Raw genomic sequence first — 16640 nt, forward strand, 5'->3', positions numbered from 1 at the left:
GCTGGTCAGCCGCTTCCGCGACCCGGGAGTGCGAGCATCGGCCAGGCCCGAACGACCCGGCGGAGCCGCCTCCACCCAAGGCGCACGTCCGCCGATGTGCCCGACAGGGAGGAGAGCGTCGCCATGCCCGACCGCGCCCCGCAGCCGGTGGACCGGCAACTGCCCACGGACGAGGCACGGGACCTGATCTCGCTCGTCCGCGACATCGCGCAGCGTGAGATCGCCCCGAGCGCGGCCGAGGAGGAGGACACCGGACGCTTCCCGCGCGAGGTCTTCACCCTCCTGTCCGACTCCGGACTGCTCGGACTGCCCTACGACGCCGAGTTCGGCGGCGGTGAGCAGCCGTACGAGGTCTACCTCCAGGTCCTCGAGGAACTGGCCGCGGCCCGGCTCACCGTCGGCCTCGGCGTCAGCGTGCACACGCTCGCCTCCTACGCGCTCGCCACCTACGGCACCAAGGAGCAGCAGACCGAGCACCTGCCCGCGATGCTCGGCGGCGGTCTGCTCGGCGCCTACTGCCTCTCCGAACCCGCCTCCGGCTCCGACGCCGCTTCGCTGCGCACCAAGGCCGTGCGCGACGGCGACGACTGGGTGATCACCGGCACCAAGGCGTGGATCACACACGGCGGCATCGCCGACTTCTGCACCGTCATGGCGCGCACGGGGGAGGACGGCCCGCGCGGCATCACCGCCTTCCTGGTGCCCGGCGACGCCGAGGGGCTGAGCGCCGCGGTGCCGGAGAAGAAGATGGGGCTCAAGGGCTCGCCCACCGCGCAGGTCCACCTCGACGGGGTGCGGGTGCCCGACGCCCGGCGCATCGGCGACGAGGGGCAGGGCTTCGCGATCGCGCTGTCCGCGCTCGACTCCGGCCGGCTCGGCATCGCCGCCTGCGCGATCGGCGTGGCCCAGGCGGCGCTGGACGAGGCGGTGTCCTACGCGGCCGAGCGGCGGCAGTTCGGCAAGCCGATCGCCGACTTCCAGGGGCTGCGCTTCATGCTCGCCGACATGGCGACGCAGATCGAGGCCGGCCGTGCGCTGTACCTGACGGCGGCCCGGCTGCGCGACGCCGGACTGCCGTTCGCCAAGCAGGCCGCCATGGCCAAGCTGCACTGCACCGACACGGCGATGCGGGTCACCACCGACGCCGTGCAGATCCTCGGCGGGTACGGCTACACCGCCGACTTCCCGGCCGAGCGGTACATGCGCGAGGCCAAGGTGCTGCAGATCGTCGAGGGCACCAACCAGATCCAGCGGATGGTCATCGCCCGTCACCTCGCGGGTCCCGAGGAGCGGTGAGGTCGGCGGCGACGGCGAAGTCGCCGCCGACCCGGAAGTCGCCGGTGGTGAAGAAGTCACCCGTGGCGAAGAAGTCGCCGAGCCCGCGCGGGGGTTCCGCGAGCCTGACCCACTCCGGGTCGTGGCGCCCCGGCAGGGTGCGGCCGCCGTCGGCCCAGGTCCGCATCAGTTCACGGTAGATCGGCGGGTCCGGGATCTGCGGGGCCGGGGGGACCGGTCCCGCGGGCACCGGTACGAACACGCGGCGCCGGCTCCCGGTCGACGAGTACGTGGGGGTCATACCCGGGCAACGCGGCGAAGTGCGAACAGGTCACCGGCGGGCGTATTCGAGCGTGAGTTCGTGGGTGACCTCGGGCAAGTGCCGCTTGCCGGCCGGGGCCTGACGACCCGTCGATCGCCCCTCCGGTCACCCGTACGGCCTGCCCGGAACGGAGCACACCGACCCGCGCCGCGGCTGTCTGCGAGCCGGGGCGCGGGTGGGGAACGGAAGGGAACCGAGCGACGCCCCCGAACGGGGCGCTCGGGTGCCTCAGGCCGCTTCGCGCCGCATCGTCGGAACCCGCATCGGGCGCGAGCCCGGGCCGCCGACGTGGGAGAAGGGCTGGGTCCGCCAGTCGAGGCCCCGGGGGAGCGTCAACAGCAGGGCGGTGTCCTGCTCGTGGGGCTGGAACGACTCGTCCGCGGGACGCGCCTCGGTGGCCCTGCGGCCGGTGCCGACGCAGACCGTGAGCCCGAACGGGTTCCACGGCGAGGCACACAGCGCGTGCTCCGGCAGCGTCTCCTCGTCCGCCAGCAGGGCGATGGGCTGGGCGCAGTCCGGGCAGAACACCCGGTACATCTCGAAGGTGTCGTAGGTGTCGAGCTCCTCGTCGTCGAAGGCGTCGGGTTCGACGCCCTCCGATACGGGCTCGACGACCGGCTGCTGCCGCTTGGGCGCGGTACGACCAGGGCGCTTAAGACTCTGCATGGGATTCTCCCCCTCGGGCTGGGCCGTGACGGCACTGCGGCCTCGACCACAGCAAGCACTTCCCCTCCCCCCTCCGGGGTAATCACGAGAACATTACGGAGACCGTTCAACCAGTGTGGTCTTCGTCACATGCCGCTCGCAGATGCCCCGTGCGGCGGGTTTGTCCCCGCTCGGCCGCCGCACGACGCCCCGTCACATCACGAACGGGGCATGACCGGGACTGCTCGGCTATCCGAGGAGATCAACCGCACTGTAGGTTCTTGCGCCATGGAGGAGCTGGACCGACAGATCGTGCAGCTGCTCGTCAAGGACGGGCGGATGAGCTACACAGACCTGGGCAAGGCCACGGGCCTGTCCACGTCGGCCGTGCACCAGCGGGTGCGGCGGCTGGAACAGCGTGGCGTCATCCGCGGTTACGCCGCGGTCGTCGACCCGGAGGCCGTCGGGCTGCCCATGACCGCCTTCATCTCGGTGAAGCCGTTCGACCCCAGTGCCCCCGACGACATCGCCGACCGCCTCGCCGGTGTTCCCGAGATCGAGGCCTGCCACAGCGTCGCGGGCGACGAGAACTACATCCTCAAGGTCCGGGTGGCCACCCCGCACGAGCTGGAGGAACTGCTCGCGCGGGTCCGTTCCCTCGCCGGTGTCTCCACCCGCACCACCGTGGTCCTCTCGACCCCTTACGAGTCCCGGCCGCCGCGGATCTGACCGGCGCCGCGAGGGAGCGCCGGGCCCCGCCCGGTTCCCCGGCCGCCCCGACTGCCGGGCGGCGCCCGTGAGGGGCGAGACTGGTGCCCATGAGTGAGTCCACCACCCCGTCCTCGACCGTCCTGCTGCGCCGCGGCGAGGTCCACAGTCCCGCCGACCCCTTCGCGACGGCCATGGTCGTCGAACGCGGCCAGGTCGCCTGGGTCGGCTCGGAGGGCGCCGCGGACGCCTTCGCGGACGGGGTCGACGAGGTGATCGACCTGGACGGCGCCCTCGTCACCCCGGCGTTCACCGACGCACATGTGCACACCACCGCCACGGGTCTCGCCCTCACCGGCCTCGACCTGACCGGCGCCTCCACCCGCGAGGCGGCCCTCGCCCTCGTACGGGACTTCGCCGCCGCCCGCCCGGACGACCGGGTCCTCCTCGGTCACGGCTGGGACGCCGCCCGCTGGCCCGACGGACAGCCCCCGACGCGCGCCGAACTGGACGCCGCGACCGGCGGCCGTCCCCTCTACCTCAGCCGGATCGACGTCCACTCGGCCGTCGTCACCACCGCCCTGCTCGACCTGGCGCCCGGTGACCTCGCACGCGGGGACGGCCCGCTCACCGGCGACGCCCACCACGCCGTACGCGCCGCCGCCCTCGGGGCCGTCACCCCGGCCCAGCGCGCCGGGGCCCAGCGTGCCGCCCTCGCACACGCCGCCTCCCTCGGCATCGGAACCGTTCACGAATGCGCAGGCCCGGACATCTCCTCGGAGGACGATCTCACCGGCCTGCTGCGCCTGTCGGCCGAGGAACCCGGGCCGCGGGTGATCGGCTACTGGGCCGAACAGGACGTCGACAAGGCGCGGGAGCTGGGCGCCGTCGGGGCCGCCGGCGACCTCTTCGTCGACGGTTCCCTCGGCTCGCACACCGCCTGCCTGCACCAGCCCTACGCCGACGCCGGCCACACCGGCACCGCCCATCTGGACGCCGCCGCCGTCGCCGCGCACGTCGTCGCCTGCACCGAGGCGGGCCTCCAGGCGGGCTTCCACGCCATCGGCGACGCCGCCGTGACCGCCGTCGTGGAGGGAGTGCGCGCCGCCGCCGACAAGATCGGCCTTGCCCGCGTGCGCGCCGCCCGCCACCGGATCGAGCACGCCGAGATGCTCACTCCGGAGACCGTCGCGGCCTTCGCCGAGCTGGGCCTGACCGCCTCCGTCCAGCCCGCCTTCGACGCGCTCTGGGGCGGCGAGGACGGCATGTACGCCCAGCGCCTGGGCGCCGAGCGGGCCCGCACGCTCAATCCCTTCGCGGCCCTGCTGCGCGCCGGGGTGCCGCTCGCCTTCGGCTCCGACAGCCCCGTCACCCCCCTCGACCCGTGGGGCACCGTCCGGGCCGCCGCCTTCCACCGCACGCCGGAGCACCGCGTCTCCGTCCGCGCGGCCTTCACGGCGCACACGCGCGGCGGCTGGCGGGCGATCGGCCGCGACGACGCGGGCGTCCTGGTGCCGGGAGTGCCCGCGGACTACGCCGTGTGGCGCACCGGCGAACTCGTGGTCCAGGCCCCGGACGACCGGGTGGCGCGCTGGTCGACCGACCCGCGCTCGGGCACGCCCGGCCTGCCCGACCTCACCCCCGGCCGGGACCTGCCCGTCTGCCTGCGTACCGTGGTGGGCGGCCGGACCGTCTTCGTACGGCCGGGCGAGTGATCTCCACGGCCGACGGGGCGATGATCTTCGCGCGGCCACGACCTGCGTCTCCTCCGCGCTGACCTGCGCATTGACAGCAAAGGCCCAGGTCGAACGGCTGTTGACAGGCGACGGCGGGGGGCCGGTAGGTTCGGCGGAGTCCACCACCGGACGCCCGACCGGGGAACCTTCCGCATACGCGTCGCGGCGCCGCTGAGTCAGGGACGGTGTGCCGCACCGGGGCACCGCCACTGGGAGCCAGGCTCAGTGCCCGCACCGCGACGAGGGAACGTTCCGGCCGGTCGGGAGGTGTGACCCGGGTGGGGCCCGGGCGCTCAGTAGACAACGGCTCAGGTCGACCCGCAGCCGGCGGGTCCGGGGCCGGCCCGAAGGGCGCCGGGCCCCCATCCGTCGCACAACGGCCCGAAACGGCCATCCCTACCCCGCTCCTGGGAAAACGACACCACCGTACGACCGTCCTGTCACGTCGACGCAGGCCGCGGCGATTATGGTGGTCCTCTGTGTACGGACACGAAGGGGCAGTGGTGAACGACGGCGACGGGACGCCCGCGGCTGCGGGGCGTGAGAGGCGGTTCGGCCCCCTGGGCACGGCCCTGGTGATCATCCCGACCTACAACGAGGCGGAGAACATCAAGGCGATCGTCAGGCGCGTGCGCGAGGCCGTCCCCGAGGCACACGTGCTCGTGGCCGACGACAACAGCCCCGACGGCACCGGCAAGCTCGCCGACGAACTGGCGGCCGCGGACGACCACGTCCAGGTCATGCACCGCAAGGGCAAGGAAGGGCTGGGTGCCGCCTACCTCGCGGGCTTCCGCTGGGGCCTGGAGCACGATTACGGCGTGCTGATCGAGATGGACGCCGACGGCTCCCACCAGCCCGAGGAGCTGCCCCGCCTGCTGACCGCCCTCAAGGGCGCCGACCTGGTGCTCGGCTCCCGCTGGGTGCCGGGCGGCCGGGTGGTGAACTGGCCCAAGTCCCGCGAGATCATCTCGCGCGGCGGCAGCATGTACTCGCGGATCGCACTCGATCTGCCGCTGCGTGACATCACCGGCGGCTACCGCGCCTTCCGCCGCGAGACCCTCGAAGGGCTCGGCCTCGAGGAGGTCGCCTCGCAGGGCTACTGCTTCCAGGTCGACCTCGCCCGTCGGGCGGTCAAGGCCGGGTACCACGTCGTCGAGGTGCCGATCACGTTCGTCGAGCGGGAGCTCGGCGACTCCAAGATGAGCCGCGACATCCTCGTCGAGGCCCTGTGGCGGGTCACCACGTGGGGTGTGGGGGAGAGGGTCGGCAAGGTTTTGGGCCGCGGCAAGCGGACCGACACGGTGCCCGAAGGGTCGGAGGCTCCGGGCGACAAGTCGACAAAGTCGACGAAGGTGGCCGACGGCAAGGCCTGACCGCCCCCTTATGCCGCACTGAGCCGGAGCCAGGCACACTGGGAGCATGACGACTGGCGCTCAGACCCCCAGGTCCCCCGCCCGGCCTCCGCGCTCCCGGCTGCGCACGTTCCTGCCGCTGGGCGTCGCCGCGTGGCTCGTGCTGGAGATCTGGCTGCTGGTCGTGGTCGCGGGGGCCTCCAGCGGCTTCGTGGTCTTCCTGCTCCTGGTCGCCGGCGTCGTCCTCGGCTCCGTGGTCATCAAGGCGGCCGGCCGCCGGGCCTTCCGCAACCTCACGGAGACGCTCAACCAGCAGCAGTCGGGCATCCCGCCCGAGGCCGCCCGCCCGAACAGCGAGGGCAACGGCCTGATGATGCTGGGCGGGCTGCTCCTGATCCTGCCCGGCCTGATCTCGGACGCGCTCGGCCTGCTCGTGCTGCTGCCCCCGGTGCAGAAGGCCGTCAGCCGCTACGCCCAGCGGACGGTGGAACGTAAGCTCCGCGACGCCGGCCCGGGCACCCTGGGCGACGCCTTCCGTCAGGCGCGGATGCACCGCCCGGACGGCAAGGTGGTCCAGGGCGAGGTCATCCGGGACGACCCGGACGACACCCCGCAGGACCCCCGCCCGCCGCTGACGCGCTGAGGCCGGCGCGCTGAAGCTGACGCGCGGAGGCTGACGCGGCGCACCCCTGCGGCTGCGCCCCCTGCGCCCGGCGTGCGCAGCCGCCGCACCCCTGACACGGCAAAACCGCGGGTGCCGTACATGAGCTTCATGTACGGCACCCGCGGTTGTTCGGTTGTGTCGCTTTGTCGCCTACGGTTTCCCGCTACGCACTCTTGCGGCTGTCACGCGGATGGACCGCGATGTTCATCGCGCCGGAGCGCAGAACGGCCAGCCGCTCCTCGAGGACCTCTTCCAGCTCCTCGCGGGTGCGTCGCTCCATCAGCATGTCCCAGTGCGTACGCGCGGGCTTGGCCTTCTTCTCCTCAGGGCCGTCGCCGTCAACCAGAAGTGCCTGGGCCCCGCAGACCTTGCACTCCCACTCCGGCGGGATCTCCGCCTCGACCGAGAAGGGCATCTCGAATCGATGCCCCTTCTCGCATGCGTACTCCACGGCCTGGCGCGGAGCCAGGTCGATGCCGCGGTCCGTCTCGTAGCTGGTCACCACGAGGCGCGTGCCGCGAAGAGCTCGCTCACTCATGAATCGTGCCTCCCGGGCTTGTCGCCCACAGGACAGGTGTCGCTGTCGTCGTCATCCGGTCAACGTCCGGGCGGCGGTAAAGATTCCCGTTCCGACTCCCGATCCGGGCCCTGCGTCGCCGTCGCAGCCGCAGCCTTGCAACCAGTGCAGTACCCGCCGACGTCCGGTTTGTCACCTCCGCTGGCAGATGTGACATAGCGATTCGGCACCTTTGACGCGCAGTAACGGTACGCCTGGCAGGCCAAACGCGTACACTACAGCCCTTTCGTGCCGAGTGCTAAATCCTTTCGGGTACCGGATTGCCCGCGTCGCCGATCGCCCGCCGCACGGGCACCCGCGCGAGCAGCACGAAACCGAGCACGAAGAAGGCGACCAGCGAGATGATCGCGTCCCGGTAGCTCCCGGTCAGCTGGTAGGTGAGCCCGAAGAGCAGCGGCCCGAGCCAGCTCATCCCGCGGTCGCTCAGCTCGTACGCCGAGAAGTACTCGGCCTCCTTGCCCGGCGGCACCAGGTGGGAGAACAGGGAGCGGGACAGCGCCTGGCTGCCGCCCAGGACGAGCCCGATCCCGGCGGCCAGCACGAAGAACCACATCGGTGCCCCGGCCGGCAGGAAGTACCCGGCCGCGAGGGTCACCGTCCAGGCGACCAGCGACCCGAGGATCGTGCGCTTGGCCCCGTACCTGCGGGCCAGCCGGCCGAGCGCGAGCGCGCCCGCCACCGCCAGCACCTGGACCAGCAGCACCGCCACGATGAGCGTGGACTGTCCGAGGTCCAGTTCCTCGGAGCCGTAGACGGAGGCCTGGGAGATCACCGTCTGGATGCCGTCGTTGTAGACGAGGTACGCCACCAGGAAGGCCAGCGTCAGCGGGCGGCGGCGCATGTCGCGGACGGTCGCCGCGAGCTGCCGGAACCCGGGCAGTGCGGCCTCCCGGGCCACCGCGCGCCGGTCGCGCAGCCGCCGGAGCGGGACGAGGGCGAAAGCGCCCCACCACAGCCCCGCCGACGCCAGGCAGACGCGGACCGCCGCGCTCTCGCTCAGCCCGAAGGAGTCGTGGCCGGTGTAGAGGATCAGATTGGCGACCAGGACCAGGGAACCGGCCGCGTAGCCGAAGGCCCAGCCGCGGGAGGAGACCGCGTCGCGCTCCTCGGGCGGGGCGATCTGGGGCAGATAGGAGTTGTAGAGCATCATCGCGACCGACTGCGCCGCGTTGGCGACGACCAGCAGCACGCCGCCCAGCAGATACCGGTCGCCGTCGAGGAAGAACATGGCGGTCGTGGCCGCGGCACCGGTGTACGCGGCGGCGGCCAGCAGCGGCTTCTTGCGCCCCGAGCGGTCGGCGGCGGCACCCACCAGGGGCATCACCAGTACCGCCACGATCACCGACAGAGACACCGAGTACGCGAAGAACGACCCGGCGCGCACCGGTATGCCCAGCGGGTGGACGTACCCGTCCGCGTCCGCCGCCGACTCGGCGACCGAGGTCAGATAGGGCCCCAGGAACACCGTGAGCACGCTCGTCGAGTAGACGGAGCACGCCCAGTCGTAGACGTACCAGCCGCGCTGCTCGCGCCGCCGTTCGGCCGCTCCGTCGGCCCCGTCGGCCGCGCCCGTCCGCAGGGTGTCGGTGCCCACCCGTGCCCTCGCTTCCCCGTGAACGCGCACCGTCCCCGGGGCGCGGCCGGGTCTCATACCCAGACGCCGCGGTCCTCCATGACCTTGCGCAGTGTGTCGATGTGATCGGTCATGATGCCATCCACTCCCACATTCAGGAGCCGGTGCATCCGGTCCGGATCGTTCACCGTCCAGACGTGCACCTGCAGCCCGCGCGCGTGGGCCGCGTGCACGAAGCGGTGGTCCACCACCCGGATGCCCGACTGGTCCTCGGGAACCTGCGCGGCCACCGCCGAGCGGCGCAGCGCGGCCGGCACGCCCCAGGAGCGCAGCCGCAGACCGAGGACGCCACGGGTGCCGTACGAGGTGGCCAGGCGCGGACCGGCCAGCCGCTGGGCGCGGACCACGCGCGCCTCGGAGAACGAGCCGACGCAGACCCGGTCCCAGGCGTTGTGCCGTCCGAGCAGCTCCAGAAGGGGCCGCAGCGCGGGCTCCGCCTTCACGTCGATGTTCCAGCGCACCTCGGGGAAGGTCTCCAGAAGCTCCTCGAACAGCGGCACCGGTTCCTCACCCGCCACGCGCGCGTGGCGCACGTCCTCCCACGGCAGGTCCGCGATCCGCCCGGCCCCGTCCGTCACCCGGTCCAGGGTCGCGTCGTGGAAGGCGACGAGCTTGCCGTCCCGCGTGGCGTGCACGTCGGTCTCGATGTACCGGTAGCCCGTCTCCACCGCGCGGCGGAACTGCCGCAGCGTGTTCTCCAGACCGTCCGCCGCCCCGCCCCGGTGGGCGAAGGCGATCGGGCCGGGGTGGTCGAGGTACGGGTGGCGTATCGGTGGGGTCACCGACGCAGTATCGCGCGCCGGGGTCGACCGGCGGCAACCACTGTGCTGCCTCTTGGTGTCGACGGCACGGCGAACACGCGCAGGAACACCTGGGCGAGCGGGCCGATCGACACGGCGTAGAGCAGGGTGCCGAGGCCGACGGTGCCGCCGAGGGCGAAACCCGTCACCACGACGGTGATCTCGACGGCGGTCCGCACCAGCCGCACCGACAGCCCCGTGCGCTGGTTCAGCCCCGTCATCAGCCCGTCACGCGGGCCCGGGCCGAACCGTGCGGCGATGTACAGCCCGGTCGCCGCGCCGTTCAGGACGATGCCCGCCACCATCGCGGCGATCCGCAGCGTCCAGCCGTGGGCGTCCGGGACGACGCTCAGCGTGGCGTCCATCGCGGCGCCGATCACCAGCACGTTGGAGACAGTGCCGAGGCCGGGCCGCTGGCGCAGCGGGATCCACAGCAGCAGGACCACCGCGCCCACGATGGTCAGCACCACGCCCATCGACAGCCCGGTGTGTTCCGCGAGGCCCTGGTGCAGCACGTTCCACGGCTCAAGACCGAGCCCGGACCTGACCAGCAGCGCGGAGCTCGCGCCGTACAGCACGAGCCCGCCGTAGAGCTGGGTCAGCCGCCGCGTGAGGTGCCCCGACCGCCTGGACTGCACCGATTGACTGGACTGCACCGACTGACTGGACTGCCTTGGATGCCTGGACAAGAGATGCCCCCCCTGTGTGGTGGTAGTGGCCTGCCGCATGACACCCTGTGGCGTGAGAAGGAGAGTCAACCATGGCCAATTCGGGGAAGGTGGACTGATTTCCATGGCGCAGTGGACCTCGGCCGTGGGAGCGGGGCAGCTGGCCCGGCTGCTCGGCTCCCAGCAGGACCGCCCGGCCGGGCCCGGCACGCGCCGCCCGCCGGCCTACCGCGCGCTCGCGGACGGCATCCGGCTGCTCGTGCTGGAGGGCCGCGTCCCGGTCGCCGCCCGGCTGCCCGCCGAACGCGAACTGGCCCTCGCCCTGACCGTCAGCCGCACCACCGTCGCCGCCGCCTACGAGGCGCTGCGGGCCGAGGGTTTCCTGGAGTCCCGGCGCGGCGCGGGCAGCTGGACCGCGGTTCCGGCCGGGAACCCGCTGCCGGCCCGCGGTCTCGAGCCGCTGCCGCCCGAGGCCCTCGGCTCGGTGATCGACCTCGGGTGTGCCGCGCTGCCCGCACCGGAACCCTGGCTCACCCGTGCGGTGCAGGGCGCCCTCGAGGAGCTGCCGCCGTACGCCCACACCCATGGCGACTACCCGGCCGGGCTGCCCGCGCTGCGTGCGATGATCGCCGAGCGCTACACCGCGCGGGGCATCCCCACCATGCCCGAGCAGATCATGGTGACCACGGGGGCGATGGGCGCGATCGACGCCATCTGCCACCTCTTCGGGGGACGCGGCGAGCGCATCGCCGTGGAGTCCCCGTCCTATGCCAACATCCTCCAGCTGATGCGCGAGGCCGGCGCCCGTCTGGTGCCCGTCGCGATGGCCGAGGGGCTCACCGGCTGGGACGTGGACCGCTGGCGCCAGGTGCTGCGTGACGCCGCGCCCCGCATCGCCTACGTCGTCGCCGACTTCCACAACCCCACCGGCGCACTCGCCGACGACGACCAGCGACGGCGCCTGGTGGACGCGGCCCGCTCGGCGGGGACGGTGCTCGTGGCCGACGAGACGATGAGCGAGCTGTGGCTGGACGACGACGTCGAGATGCCGCGCCCCGTGTGCGCCTTCGACCCGGCCGGATCCACCGTGATCACCGTCGGCTCCGCGAGCAAGGCCTTCTGGGCCGGGATGCGCATCGGCTGGGTCCGTGCCGCGCCCGACGTGATCCGCAGCCTGGTCGCCGCGCGCGCGTACGCCGACATGGGCACACCGGTGCTGGAGCAGCTCGCCGTGAACTGGCTGTTCAGCACCGGCGGCTGGGAGCAGGCCGTGACGGTGCGCCGCGAACAGGCCCGGCAGAACCGGGACGAGCTGGTGGCCGCGGTGCGGCGGGAGCTGCCCGGCTGGGAGTTCGAGGTGCCCCGGGGCGGACTGACCCTGTGGGTGCGGACCGGGGGCCTGTCGGGCTCCCGGCTCGCCGAGGCGGGGGAGCGGGTGGGCGTCCGTGTCCCGTCCGGACCGCGCTTCGGGGTCGACGGCGCCTTCGAGGGGTACGTCCGGCTGCCGTTCACGGTCGGCGGCGCGGTGGCCGAGGAGGCGGCGGTACGACTGGCCGCGGCGGCCCGGCTGGTGGAGAGCGGGGGCGTCGGCGGCGGCGAGGCACCGCGGACGTTCGTGGCGTAGGGCCGGTCCGGCGGAGCAGCCCGCGGAGGAGTCACCGGCGCCTGCGAATGCCGGTGGGCGGAGTCCGGTCCGTTCGGCCGCCGGGGCCGGGACGGCGTCGTCGTGCCGAGCCGAGAACGACGGGACCGGGGCGGAGCGGTGGGTCGCGTCGCCCCGGCCACGGCGTCAGGAGGACTCCGCCGCGACGGCCTCGGCGGGGACCGGCTCAGCGGGAGCCGGCTCGGTCGGCGTCCCGGCCGTCGCCTTCTCCACCGTCACCGGGGTCGGCTCCGCGTCCGCCGCGGTCTCCTCCGGCTCGCTCGCGGCCACGCGGACCGGGGCGTCCTTCTCGTCCATGGAGTCCCTCTTCTCCATGGAGACGGCCTTCGCCTCCGCCTCGGCCTCTGCCTCCGCCTTCGCCTCCGGGGGGAGGGGCGCCTGCTCCCCGTCCGCCGGCGTCGTGCGCGGGGGGAGCAGGCCGAGCACCGCCTGCCGGTGTGTCTCGCTGGTGGCGTCGTCGTACGGGTCCGGGGTGGCCGGGACCTGGAGGCGGTGCACCGGTCCGGTGCCGAGGCGGGCGTATCCCCGGCCGGGCGGGACCTGGTCGACGGGCGTGGTGTGCGGGGGAGCGCCCAGCGCGGTCGCCAGCTCGTCCGCCGTGGCCGGGCCGAGCACGACACGCGCGCGGGTGTGCTGCCGTACGGCGTCGGTGAGGCCGTCCAGGGCATCCAGCTGGTCGGCGACGACCACGGTCACGTTCGCGGCCCGGCCGTGCCGCAGCGGGACCTGGAGCAGGGTCTGCGGGTCCCGGCGGCCGGCCGTGTCGGCGAGGTGGGTGAACGCGGTCGGACGGTCCAGGAAGACCCACAGGGGCCGCCGGGTGTCCTCCGGCGCCGCCAGACCCTGCTGACGGGCCCGGTTGACGGAGATCAGACGCCGTTCCGTCTCCGCGGCGGCCCACTCCAGGCTGGTCAGCGCACCGGTGAGGCCGCATTCCACGGCCAGGACGCCGTCCCGGCCGACCAGGCAGGCGTACTCCCCGGTGCCGCCCCCGTCGACGATCAGCAGGTCGCCGTGGTGCAGCGCCTGGAGGGCGACCGAGCGCAGCAGGGTGGAGGTACCGGTGCCGGGCTGCCCCAGGACCAGCAGGTGGGGTTCGGTCGAGCGGATGCCGGTGCGCCAGACGACCGGCGGCACGTCCCGCTGCTCCGCGCCGTGGGTGAGCGGGAGCGTGCGCTGGACCCGGGTCGGGTCGGTGAAGCCGAGGACGGTCTCGCCGGGCGCCGTCACGAAGCGCTGGGCGGCGATGTCGGTGGGGAGCGCGGGGAGCACGTCCACGGAGAGGTGGTTGGCCTCCTCGTCCCACGTGAAGCGGTACTCCCGGCCCCGGCCGGACTTCGCCGTGAGCAGGTGCTCGATCCGGGCCCGGGACTCCGCCTCACCGTCGGTGAAGTAGGCGGGGTAGCGGATCACCAGGTGGGAGACGCGGCCGTCGTCGTCGAACTCGTGGGCCGGGAACGCCTTCTCCCACCCACCGCCGTGGGCGTACAGGGGGTCGGGGTCCTCCGCGATCGAGAAGTACGGGACCAGCGCCTCGTACAGCGACTGCAGACGCCGGCTCCGGGAGTCGTCGGGACCCTCGGGCGCGGGCGGGGTGCGGTCCCTGCCCTGCCAGGCTGCCGCCGCCATCAGGACGATGACGGCGAGCAGCGGGCCGTACGGCACGAGCGCCACGACCAGGACCACCGAGGCCACCAGGAACAGCAGCGCGCCGCGCCGGTCCTTGGGGGTCTCGGTCCATCTGCGCCGCGCGGCCGCGGCCAGTCGGCGCAGACCGCGGGCGATCGTGATCAGCGGCTGGAGGACGTCGGTGGCGCTGTCGGCCGCCGTCCGGGCCAGCTCCCGGCTCCGGGCGAGCTGTGCGCCGCCGTTGCTCAGAATGCGGGGGAGGGGCCGCCGGGCCACTGCTGCCTCCTGGAGGTGCGTACGTGCGGATGTCGGGCGGGGGGAGCGGGTCGTCAGAACTTGATGCCGCCGAGGAGACCCGCCAGGCTCTCGCCGCCCGCCTTGATGCTCGGGGCGATGGCCGTACTCGCGAGATAGAACCCGAACAGGACGGCGACCAGCAGGTGCGAGGCCTTGAGGCCGTCCTTGCGGAAGAAGATGAAGACGACGACGCCGAGCAGGACGACGCCTGAGATCGAGAGGATCATGTGAGTTCTCCTGGTTCACGGGGACAGTCACCATGAGTACTTCCAGGCTCACAGCATGTATCCATACGATAAAAGGTGCAAATGGGGGAAATTTGTCAGAATTGCCCCAGGTGGCCGAGAGGTCCTTGGTCCGCTCGGGTGCCCCGCGAGCCAGTACCCTGGCGATTCACTCGCACGGCCACACCGCTCGTGGCCGTGCGCACACGTTGTCCCCGGCGTTCGTCAGCTCCAGGACGGGCGTCACGTTCGCAGTGATTGCGCAGTGAGAGGTGGTCCGGCCGATGAGTGAAGCCCCCGACCCCGAGGTCGTGGAGCTGGCGACCAAGATCTTCGACCTGGCCCGGCAGGGGCGGACCGAGGAGCTGGTGGCGTACGTGGACGCCGGTGTTCCGGCCGATCTCACCAACGACCGCGGCGACTCCCTCGTGATGCTCGCCGCCTACCACGGCCACGCCGACGCGGTGCGCGCGCTGCTCACCCGTGGCGCCGACGCCGACCGCGTCAACGACCGGGGTCAGACCCCACTCGCCGGGGCCGCCTTCAAGGGTGAGACGGAAGTGACCAAGGCGCTCCTGGAGGCCGGCGCGGATCCCGCGGCGGGCACCCCGTCGGCCGTGGACACGGCGCGGATGTTCGCCCGGACGGACCTGCTGGAGCTGTTCGGCGCCCCGTGAGGGGACGGCGGAGGGGGCCTCGTCCGGGTCCACTCCACACTTTCTGACCAGGGAAAACACTGAAAACGGGGGAGGCGGTACAGGGCCGCCGAAATTTCGGTCGCGGCAGATGTGACCGCCGGGCCATCATGACGACGTGGTTCACGGACGTGATGGCTGGGCAGATGTTGCCGCACCGCGCGGGCCGTGACACGGCCCGCAAGGGCCACCGACGAGAGGCAGAGGAACATGGTCTTCAGCAAGCAAGAGACGGCGGGCGCTCCGACGTGTTGGCGCACGGCCAGGTAACGCGTGCTCCCCGGTTGCGTCGACGCTTGATGTGAGGCTGTTTCCCATGTTCGATCCGGTCATAGCGCCCAGCGGTACGCTGCTCGGCCTGCTTCAGCGGGGTCGCGGCGACGGCACGCTGCACGCGCTCACCGCTCCGCGCGCCGAAGCGCTCGCGGCGCTGAACCACTGTGTGCTCCACGACCCCCGCCACGACTGGCAGGTCGAGAACCGCTCCCTCTACTACGCCCGCCTCTATCTCGACCTCAACGGCGAGCTGGACGCGATCGAGGCCCACCTCTTCGACCCCGAGGACGTCCTGGACGCCGACGAGTCGCGCACCGGGCTGGCCCTCGCCGTCCTCGGCCACCTCGCCTCCTACGGCCGGCTGGACGCGCTCCAGCTGCTGCGCCGGTACGCCGCTCACGGCGTCAACTGGGCGTGGGCCCTGGACGAGCTGGCGCTGCGCGACGACGACGCCGGTCTGCGCGCCCTCGCCGCGCCCGTGCTGGCCCGCTTCCCGCGCGACGCCGAGGGCGAGGCCGAGCTGGCCGTCGCCGTGCGGGACGCGTTCGAACCCCGGCCCTGGCGCCTGTGGGCCGACGACCCCCGCGAATCGATCGCCACGCGCGTGCGTGCCGCCCAGGAGACGGGCTGTTTCGACCGCTGGCAGCGCCAGATGAACTCCACCGGGCCGCGTCCCGGCTGGAGCGTGCGGGCCGTGTTCGAGTGGGCCGAGCAGGGCGTCGAGCGCGGCACTCCGCTCCATGTGCCGGCCGCCCGCTGCCTCACGGCCGTCGCCGGCCCTGAGGACCGGCCCGAGATCGTCGAGGCCGCACGGTCCGGCACCGACGGCGCCCGCTGCACCGCCCTGCGCTATCTCGCCGACGCCAACGACCCGGACGTCCTCGGCCTGATCGAGGGCGCCGTGGCCACCGGGTCCGTCCCGGTCGTGGAGGCCGCCGTCGCCGCCTACGAGCGGATGCGCAGCCTCGCCGCCGTCGACCGGGCGCGCGGCTGGGTGCACCGCCCCGACGACCTGGGCGCCGCCGCCGGACGGGTCCTGGCCTGCCGGGGCGCCGCCCAGGACCGCGATCTCGTCCTCGCCGCACTGCGGGAGGCGGTACGCGGTGAGGGCCCCGACGCGCCGACCCTGTGGACCCTCGTCGACGGCACCGGACGGCTCGGCATCGCCTGTGCCGCCCCCGTACTGCGCCACATCTACCGCGAAACCGCCTCCTCACACCTGCGCGGCCGGGCCGCCCGCGCGCTGGCCGCCACGGATCCGTCCTTCGCGGCGGGCTTCGCCGTCGAGTGCCTGTGGGACTGCGAGGAGACCACCCGCGAACTCGCCGCCCGCCACGCCGAGACCGGTGACAACCGCGTCGTCGAACGGCTGCGCAGGCTCGCCACCGACCCGGCCGAGGAGGACGAGGTCCAGACGGCGGTACGCAGCCGCTTCGGCCCGGACATGCCCACCGTGTGAGAGCCCCGGGCCCAGGC

Annotated in this window: 16 protein-coding genes; 8 read left to right on the top strand and 8 right to left on the bottom strand. The window is 73.1% G+C overall.

Annotation, left to right across the window (positions count from 1 at the left end; translation table 11 throughout):
* The first annotated feature begins 123 nt into the window (after positions 1-123).
* Positions 124-1296, top strand: coding sequence for an acyl-CoA dehydrogenase (locus tag ABS735_RS11065; RefSeq protein WP_373906268.1), 1173 nt, complete (start codon positions 124-126; stop codon positions 1294-1296).
* On the opposite strand, the gene ABS735_RS11070 is transcribed toward ABS735_RS11065, so the two are convergent.
* Together ABS735_RS11070 and ABS735_RS11075 are read right to left on the bottom strand one after the other, a co-directional pair.
* Positions 1259-1576 carry a hypothetical protein gene (locus tag ABS735_RS11070; RefSeq protein ID WP_373906267.1) on the bottom strand — a complete coding sequence of 106 codons (318 nt, stop codon included), beginning with the start codon at positions 1574-1576 and terminating at the stop codon, positions 1259-1261. The two genes, ABS735_RS11065 and ABS735_RS11070, sit on opposite strands and share 38 nt — an antisense overlap.
* A gap of 249 nt (positions 1577-1825) precedes the next feature.
* Entirely contained in the window at positions 1826-2263 is a 438-nt protein-coding gene (locus tag ABS735_RS11075) for a hypothetical protein (RefSeq protein ID WP_373906266.1), read from the bottom strand.
* Positions 2264-2530: 267 nt separating this feature from the next.
* On the opposite strand from ABS735_RS11075, the gene ABS735_RS11080 reads away from it, so the two are divergent.
* From ABS735_RS11080 to fxsA, 4 genes are all read left to right on the top strand, one after another.
* Positions 2531-2971 carry an Lrp/AsnC family transcriptional regulator gene (locus ABS735_RS11080; protein ID WP_019983923.1) on the top strand — a complete coding sequence of 147 codons (441 nt, stop codon included), beginning with the start codon at positions 2531-2533 and terminating at the stop codon, positions 2969-2971.
* 89 nt (positions 2972-3060) lie between these two features.
* Complete coding sequence (locus ABS735_RS11085; RefSeq protein WP_373906265.1) at positions 3061-4665, top strand: amidohydrolase; 1605 nt, start codon at positions 3061-3063, stop codon at positions 4663-4665.
* A gap of 524 nt (positions 4666-5189) precedes the next feature.
* The gene (locus ABS735_RS11090; RefSeq protein ID WP_373906264.1) at positions 5190-6059 is read left to right on the top strand and encodes a polyprenol monophosphomannose synthase; all 870 of its coding nucleotides are present in this window, start codon (positions 5190-5192) and stop codon (positions 6057-6059) included.
* A 46-nt stretch (positions 6060-6105) separates the two neighbouring features.
* Positions 6106-6681 (top strand): FxsA family membrane protein, encoded by a 576-nt coding sequence (gene fxsA, locus ABS735_RS11095; RefSeq protein ID WP_373906263.1) that lies wholly within the window; start codon positions 6106-6108, stop codon positions 6679-6681.
* A gap of 184 nt (positions 6682-6865) precedes the next feature.
* On the opposite strand, the gene ABS735_RS11100 is transcribed toward fxsA, so the two are convergent.
* The 4 genes from ABS735_RS11100 to yczE all read right to left on the bottom strand — a co-directional run bounded on the left by ABS735_RS11100 (position 6866) and on the right by yczE (position 10440).
* Entirely contained in the window at positions 6866-7240 is a 375-nt protein-coding gene (locus ABS735_RS11100; protein ID WP_003977404.1) for an RNA polymerase-binding protein RbpA, read from the bottom strand.
* A gap of 277 nt (positions 7241-7517) precedes the next feature.
* On the bottom strand, positions 7518-8873 hold the full coding sequence (locus tag ABS735_RS11105; RefSeq protein ID WP_373906262.1) for an MFS transporter: 1356 nt from the start codon (positions 8871-8873) through the stop codon (positions 7518-7520).
* A gap of 53 nt (positions 8874-8926) precedes the next feature.
* Positions 8927-9694, bottom strand: a complete 768-nt coding sequence (locus tag ABS735_RS11110; protein WP_373906261.1) for a glycerophosphodiester phosphodiesterase family protein — start codon at positions 9692-9694, stop codon at positions 8927-8929.
* Positions 9691-10440, bottom strand: a complete 750-nt coding sequence (gene yczE / locus ABS735_RS11115) for a membrane protein YczE (RefSeq protein ID WP_373906260.1) — start codon at positions 10438-10440, stop codon at positions 9691-9693. The genes ABS735_RS11110 and yczE overlap by 4 nt, the downstream gene beginning before the upstream one ends.
* 64 nt (positions 10441-10504) lie before the next feature.
* On the opposite strand from yczE, the gene ABS735_RS11120 reads away from it, so the two are divergent.
* Positions 10505-12004 carry an SCO1417 family PLP biosynthesis transcription factor gene (locus ABS735_RS11120; RefSeq protein ID WP_373906259.1) on the top strand — a complete coding sequence of 500 codons (1500 nt, stop codon included), beginning with the start codon at positions 10505-10507 and terminating at the stop codon, positions 12002-12004.
* 165 nt (positions 12005-12169) lie between these two features.
* Here ABS735_RS11120 and ABS735_RS11125 read toward each other — a convergent pair whose 3' ends face one another.
* Together ABS735_RS11125 and ABS735_RS11130 are read right to left on the bottom strand one after the other, a co-directional pair.
* A complete protein-coding gene (locus tag ABS735_RS11125; RefSeq protein WP_373906258.1) occupies positions 12170-13948 on the bottom strand; it encodes a hypothetical protein in 1779 nt (592 codons plus the stop codon).
* Positions 13949-14001: 53 nt separating this feature from the next.
* The gene (locus ABS735_RS11130; RefSeq protein WP_007447353.1) at positions 14002-14196 is read right to left on the bottom strand and encodes a hypothetical protein; all 195 of its coding nucleotides are present in this window, start codon (positions 14194-14196) and stop codon (positions 14002-14004) included.
* A 281-nt stretch (positions 14197-14477) separates the two neighbouring features.
* On the opposite strand from ABS735_RS11130, the gene ABS735_RS11135 reads away from it, so the two are divergent.
* Together ABS735_RS11135 and ABS735_RS11140 are read left to right on the top strand one after the other, a co-directional pair.
* The gene (locus tag ABS735_RS11135) at positions 14478-14870 is read left to right on the top strand and encodes an ankyrin repeat domain-containing protein (protein ID WP_373906257.1); all 393 of its coding nucleotides are present in this window, start codon (positions 14478-14480) and stop codon (positions 14868-14870) included.
* A 334-nt stretch (positions 14871-15204) separates the two neighbouring features.
* Positions 15205-16623: a HEAT repeat domain-containing protein gene (locus tag ABS735_RS11140; RefSeq protein WP_373906256.1), complete on the top strand. Its 1419-nt coding sequence runs from the start codon at positions 15205-15207 to the stop codon at positions 16621-16623.
* Positions 16624-16640: the final 17 nt, after the last annotated feature.

Origin of the sequence: Streptomyces sp. MMCC 100 (genome assembly GCF_041538145.2) — a bacterium.
Lineage (GTDB): Bacteria > Actinomycetota > Actinomycetes > Streptomycetales > Streptomycetaceae > Streptomyces.

Excerpts from the sequence above, each read along its gene's own strand:
- ABS735_RS11065 (WP_373906268.1), top strand. The coding sequence starts at position 124 with ATGCCCGACCGCGCCCCGCAGCCGGTGGACCGGCAACTGCCCACGGAC.
- ABS735_RS11070 (WP_373906267.1), bottom strand. The coding sequence starts at position 1,576 with ATGACCCCCACGTACTCGTCGACCGGGAGCCGGCGCCGCGTGTTCGTA.
- ABS735_RS11075 (WP_373906266.1), bottom strand. The coding sequence starts at position 2,263 with ATGCAGAGTCTTAAGCGCCCTGGTCGTACCGCGCCCAAGCGGCAGCAG.
- ABS735_RS11080 (WP_019983923.1), top strand. The coding sequence starts at position 2,531 with ATGGAGGAGCTGGACCGACAGATCGTGCAGCTGCTCGTCAAGGACGGG.
- ABS735_RS11085 (WP_373906265.1), top strand. The coding sequence starts at position 3,061 with ATGAGTGAGTCCACCACCCCGTCCTCGACCGTCCTGCTGCGCCGCGGC.
- fxsA (WP_373906263.1), top strand. The coding sequence starts at position 6,106 with ATGACGACTGGCGCTCAGACCCCCAGGTCCCCCGCCCGGCCTCCGCGC.
- ABS735_RS11100 (WP_003977404.1), bottom strand. The coding sequence starts at position 7,240 with ATGAGTGAGCGAGCTCTTCGCGGCACGCGCCTCGTGGTGACCAGCTAC.
- yczE (WP_373906260.1), bottom strand. The coding sequence starts at position 10,440 with ATGCGGCAGGCCACTACCACCACACAGGGGGGGCATCTCTTGTCCAGG.
- ABS735_RS11120 (WP_373906259.1), top strand. The coding sequence starts at position 10,505 with ATGGCGCAGTGGACCTCGGCCGTGGGAGCGGGGCAGCTGGCCCGGCTG.
- ABS735_RS11130 (WP_007447353.1), bottom strand. The coding sequence starts at position 14,196 with ATGATCCTCTCGATCTCAGGCGTCGTCCTGCTCGGCGTCGTCGTCTTC.
- ABS735_RS11135 (WP_373906257.1), top strand. The coding sequence starts at position 14,478 with ATGAGTGAAGCCCCCGACCCCGAGGTCGTGGAGCTGGCGACCAAGATC.
- ABS735_RS11140 (WP_373906256.1), top strand. The coding sequence starts at position 15,205 with ATGTTCGATCCGGTCATAGCGCCCAGCGGTACGCTGCTCGGCCTGCTT.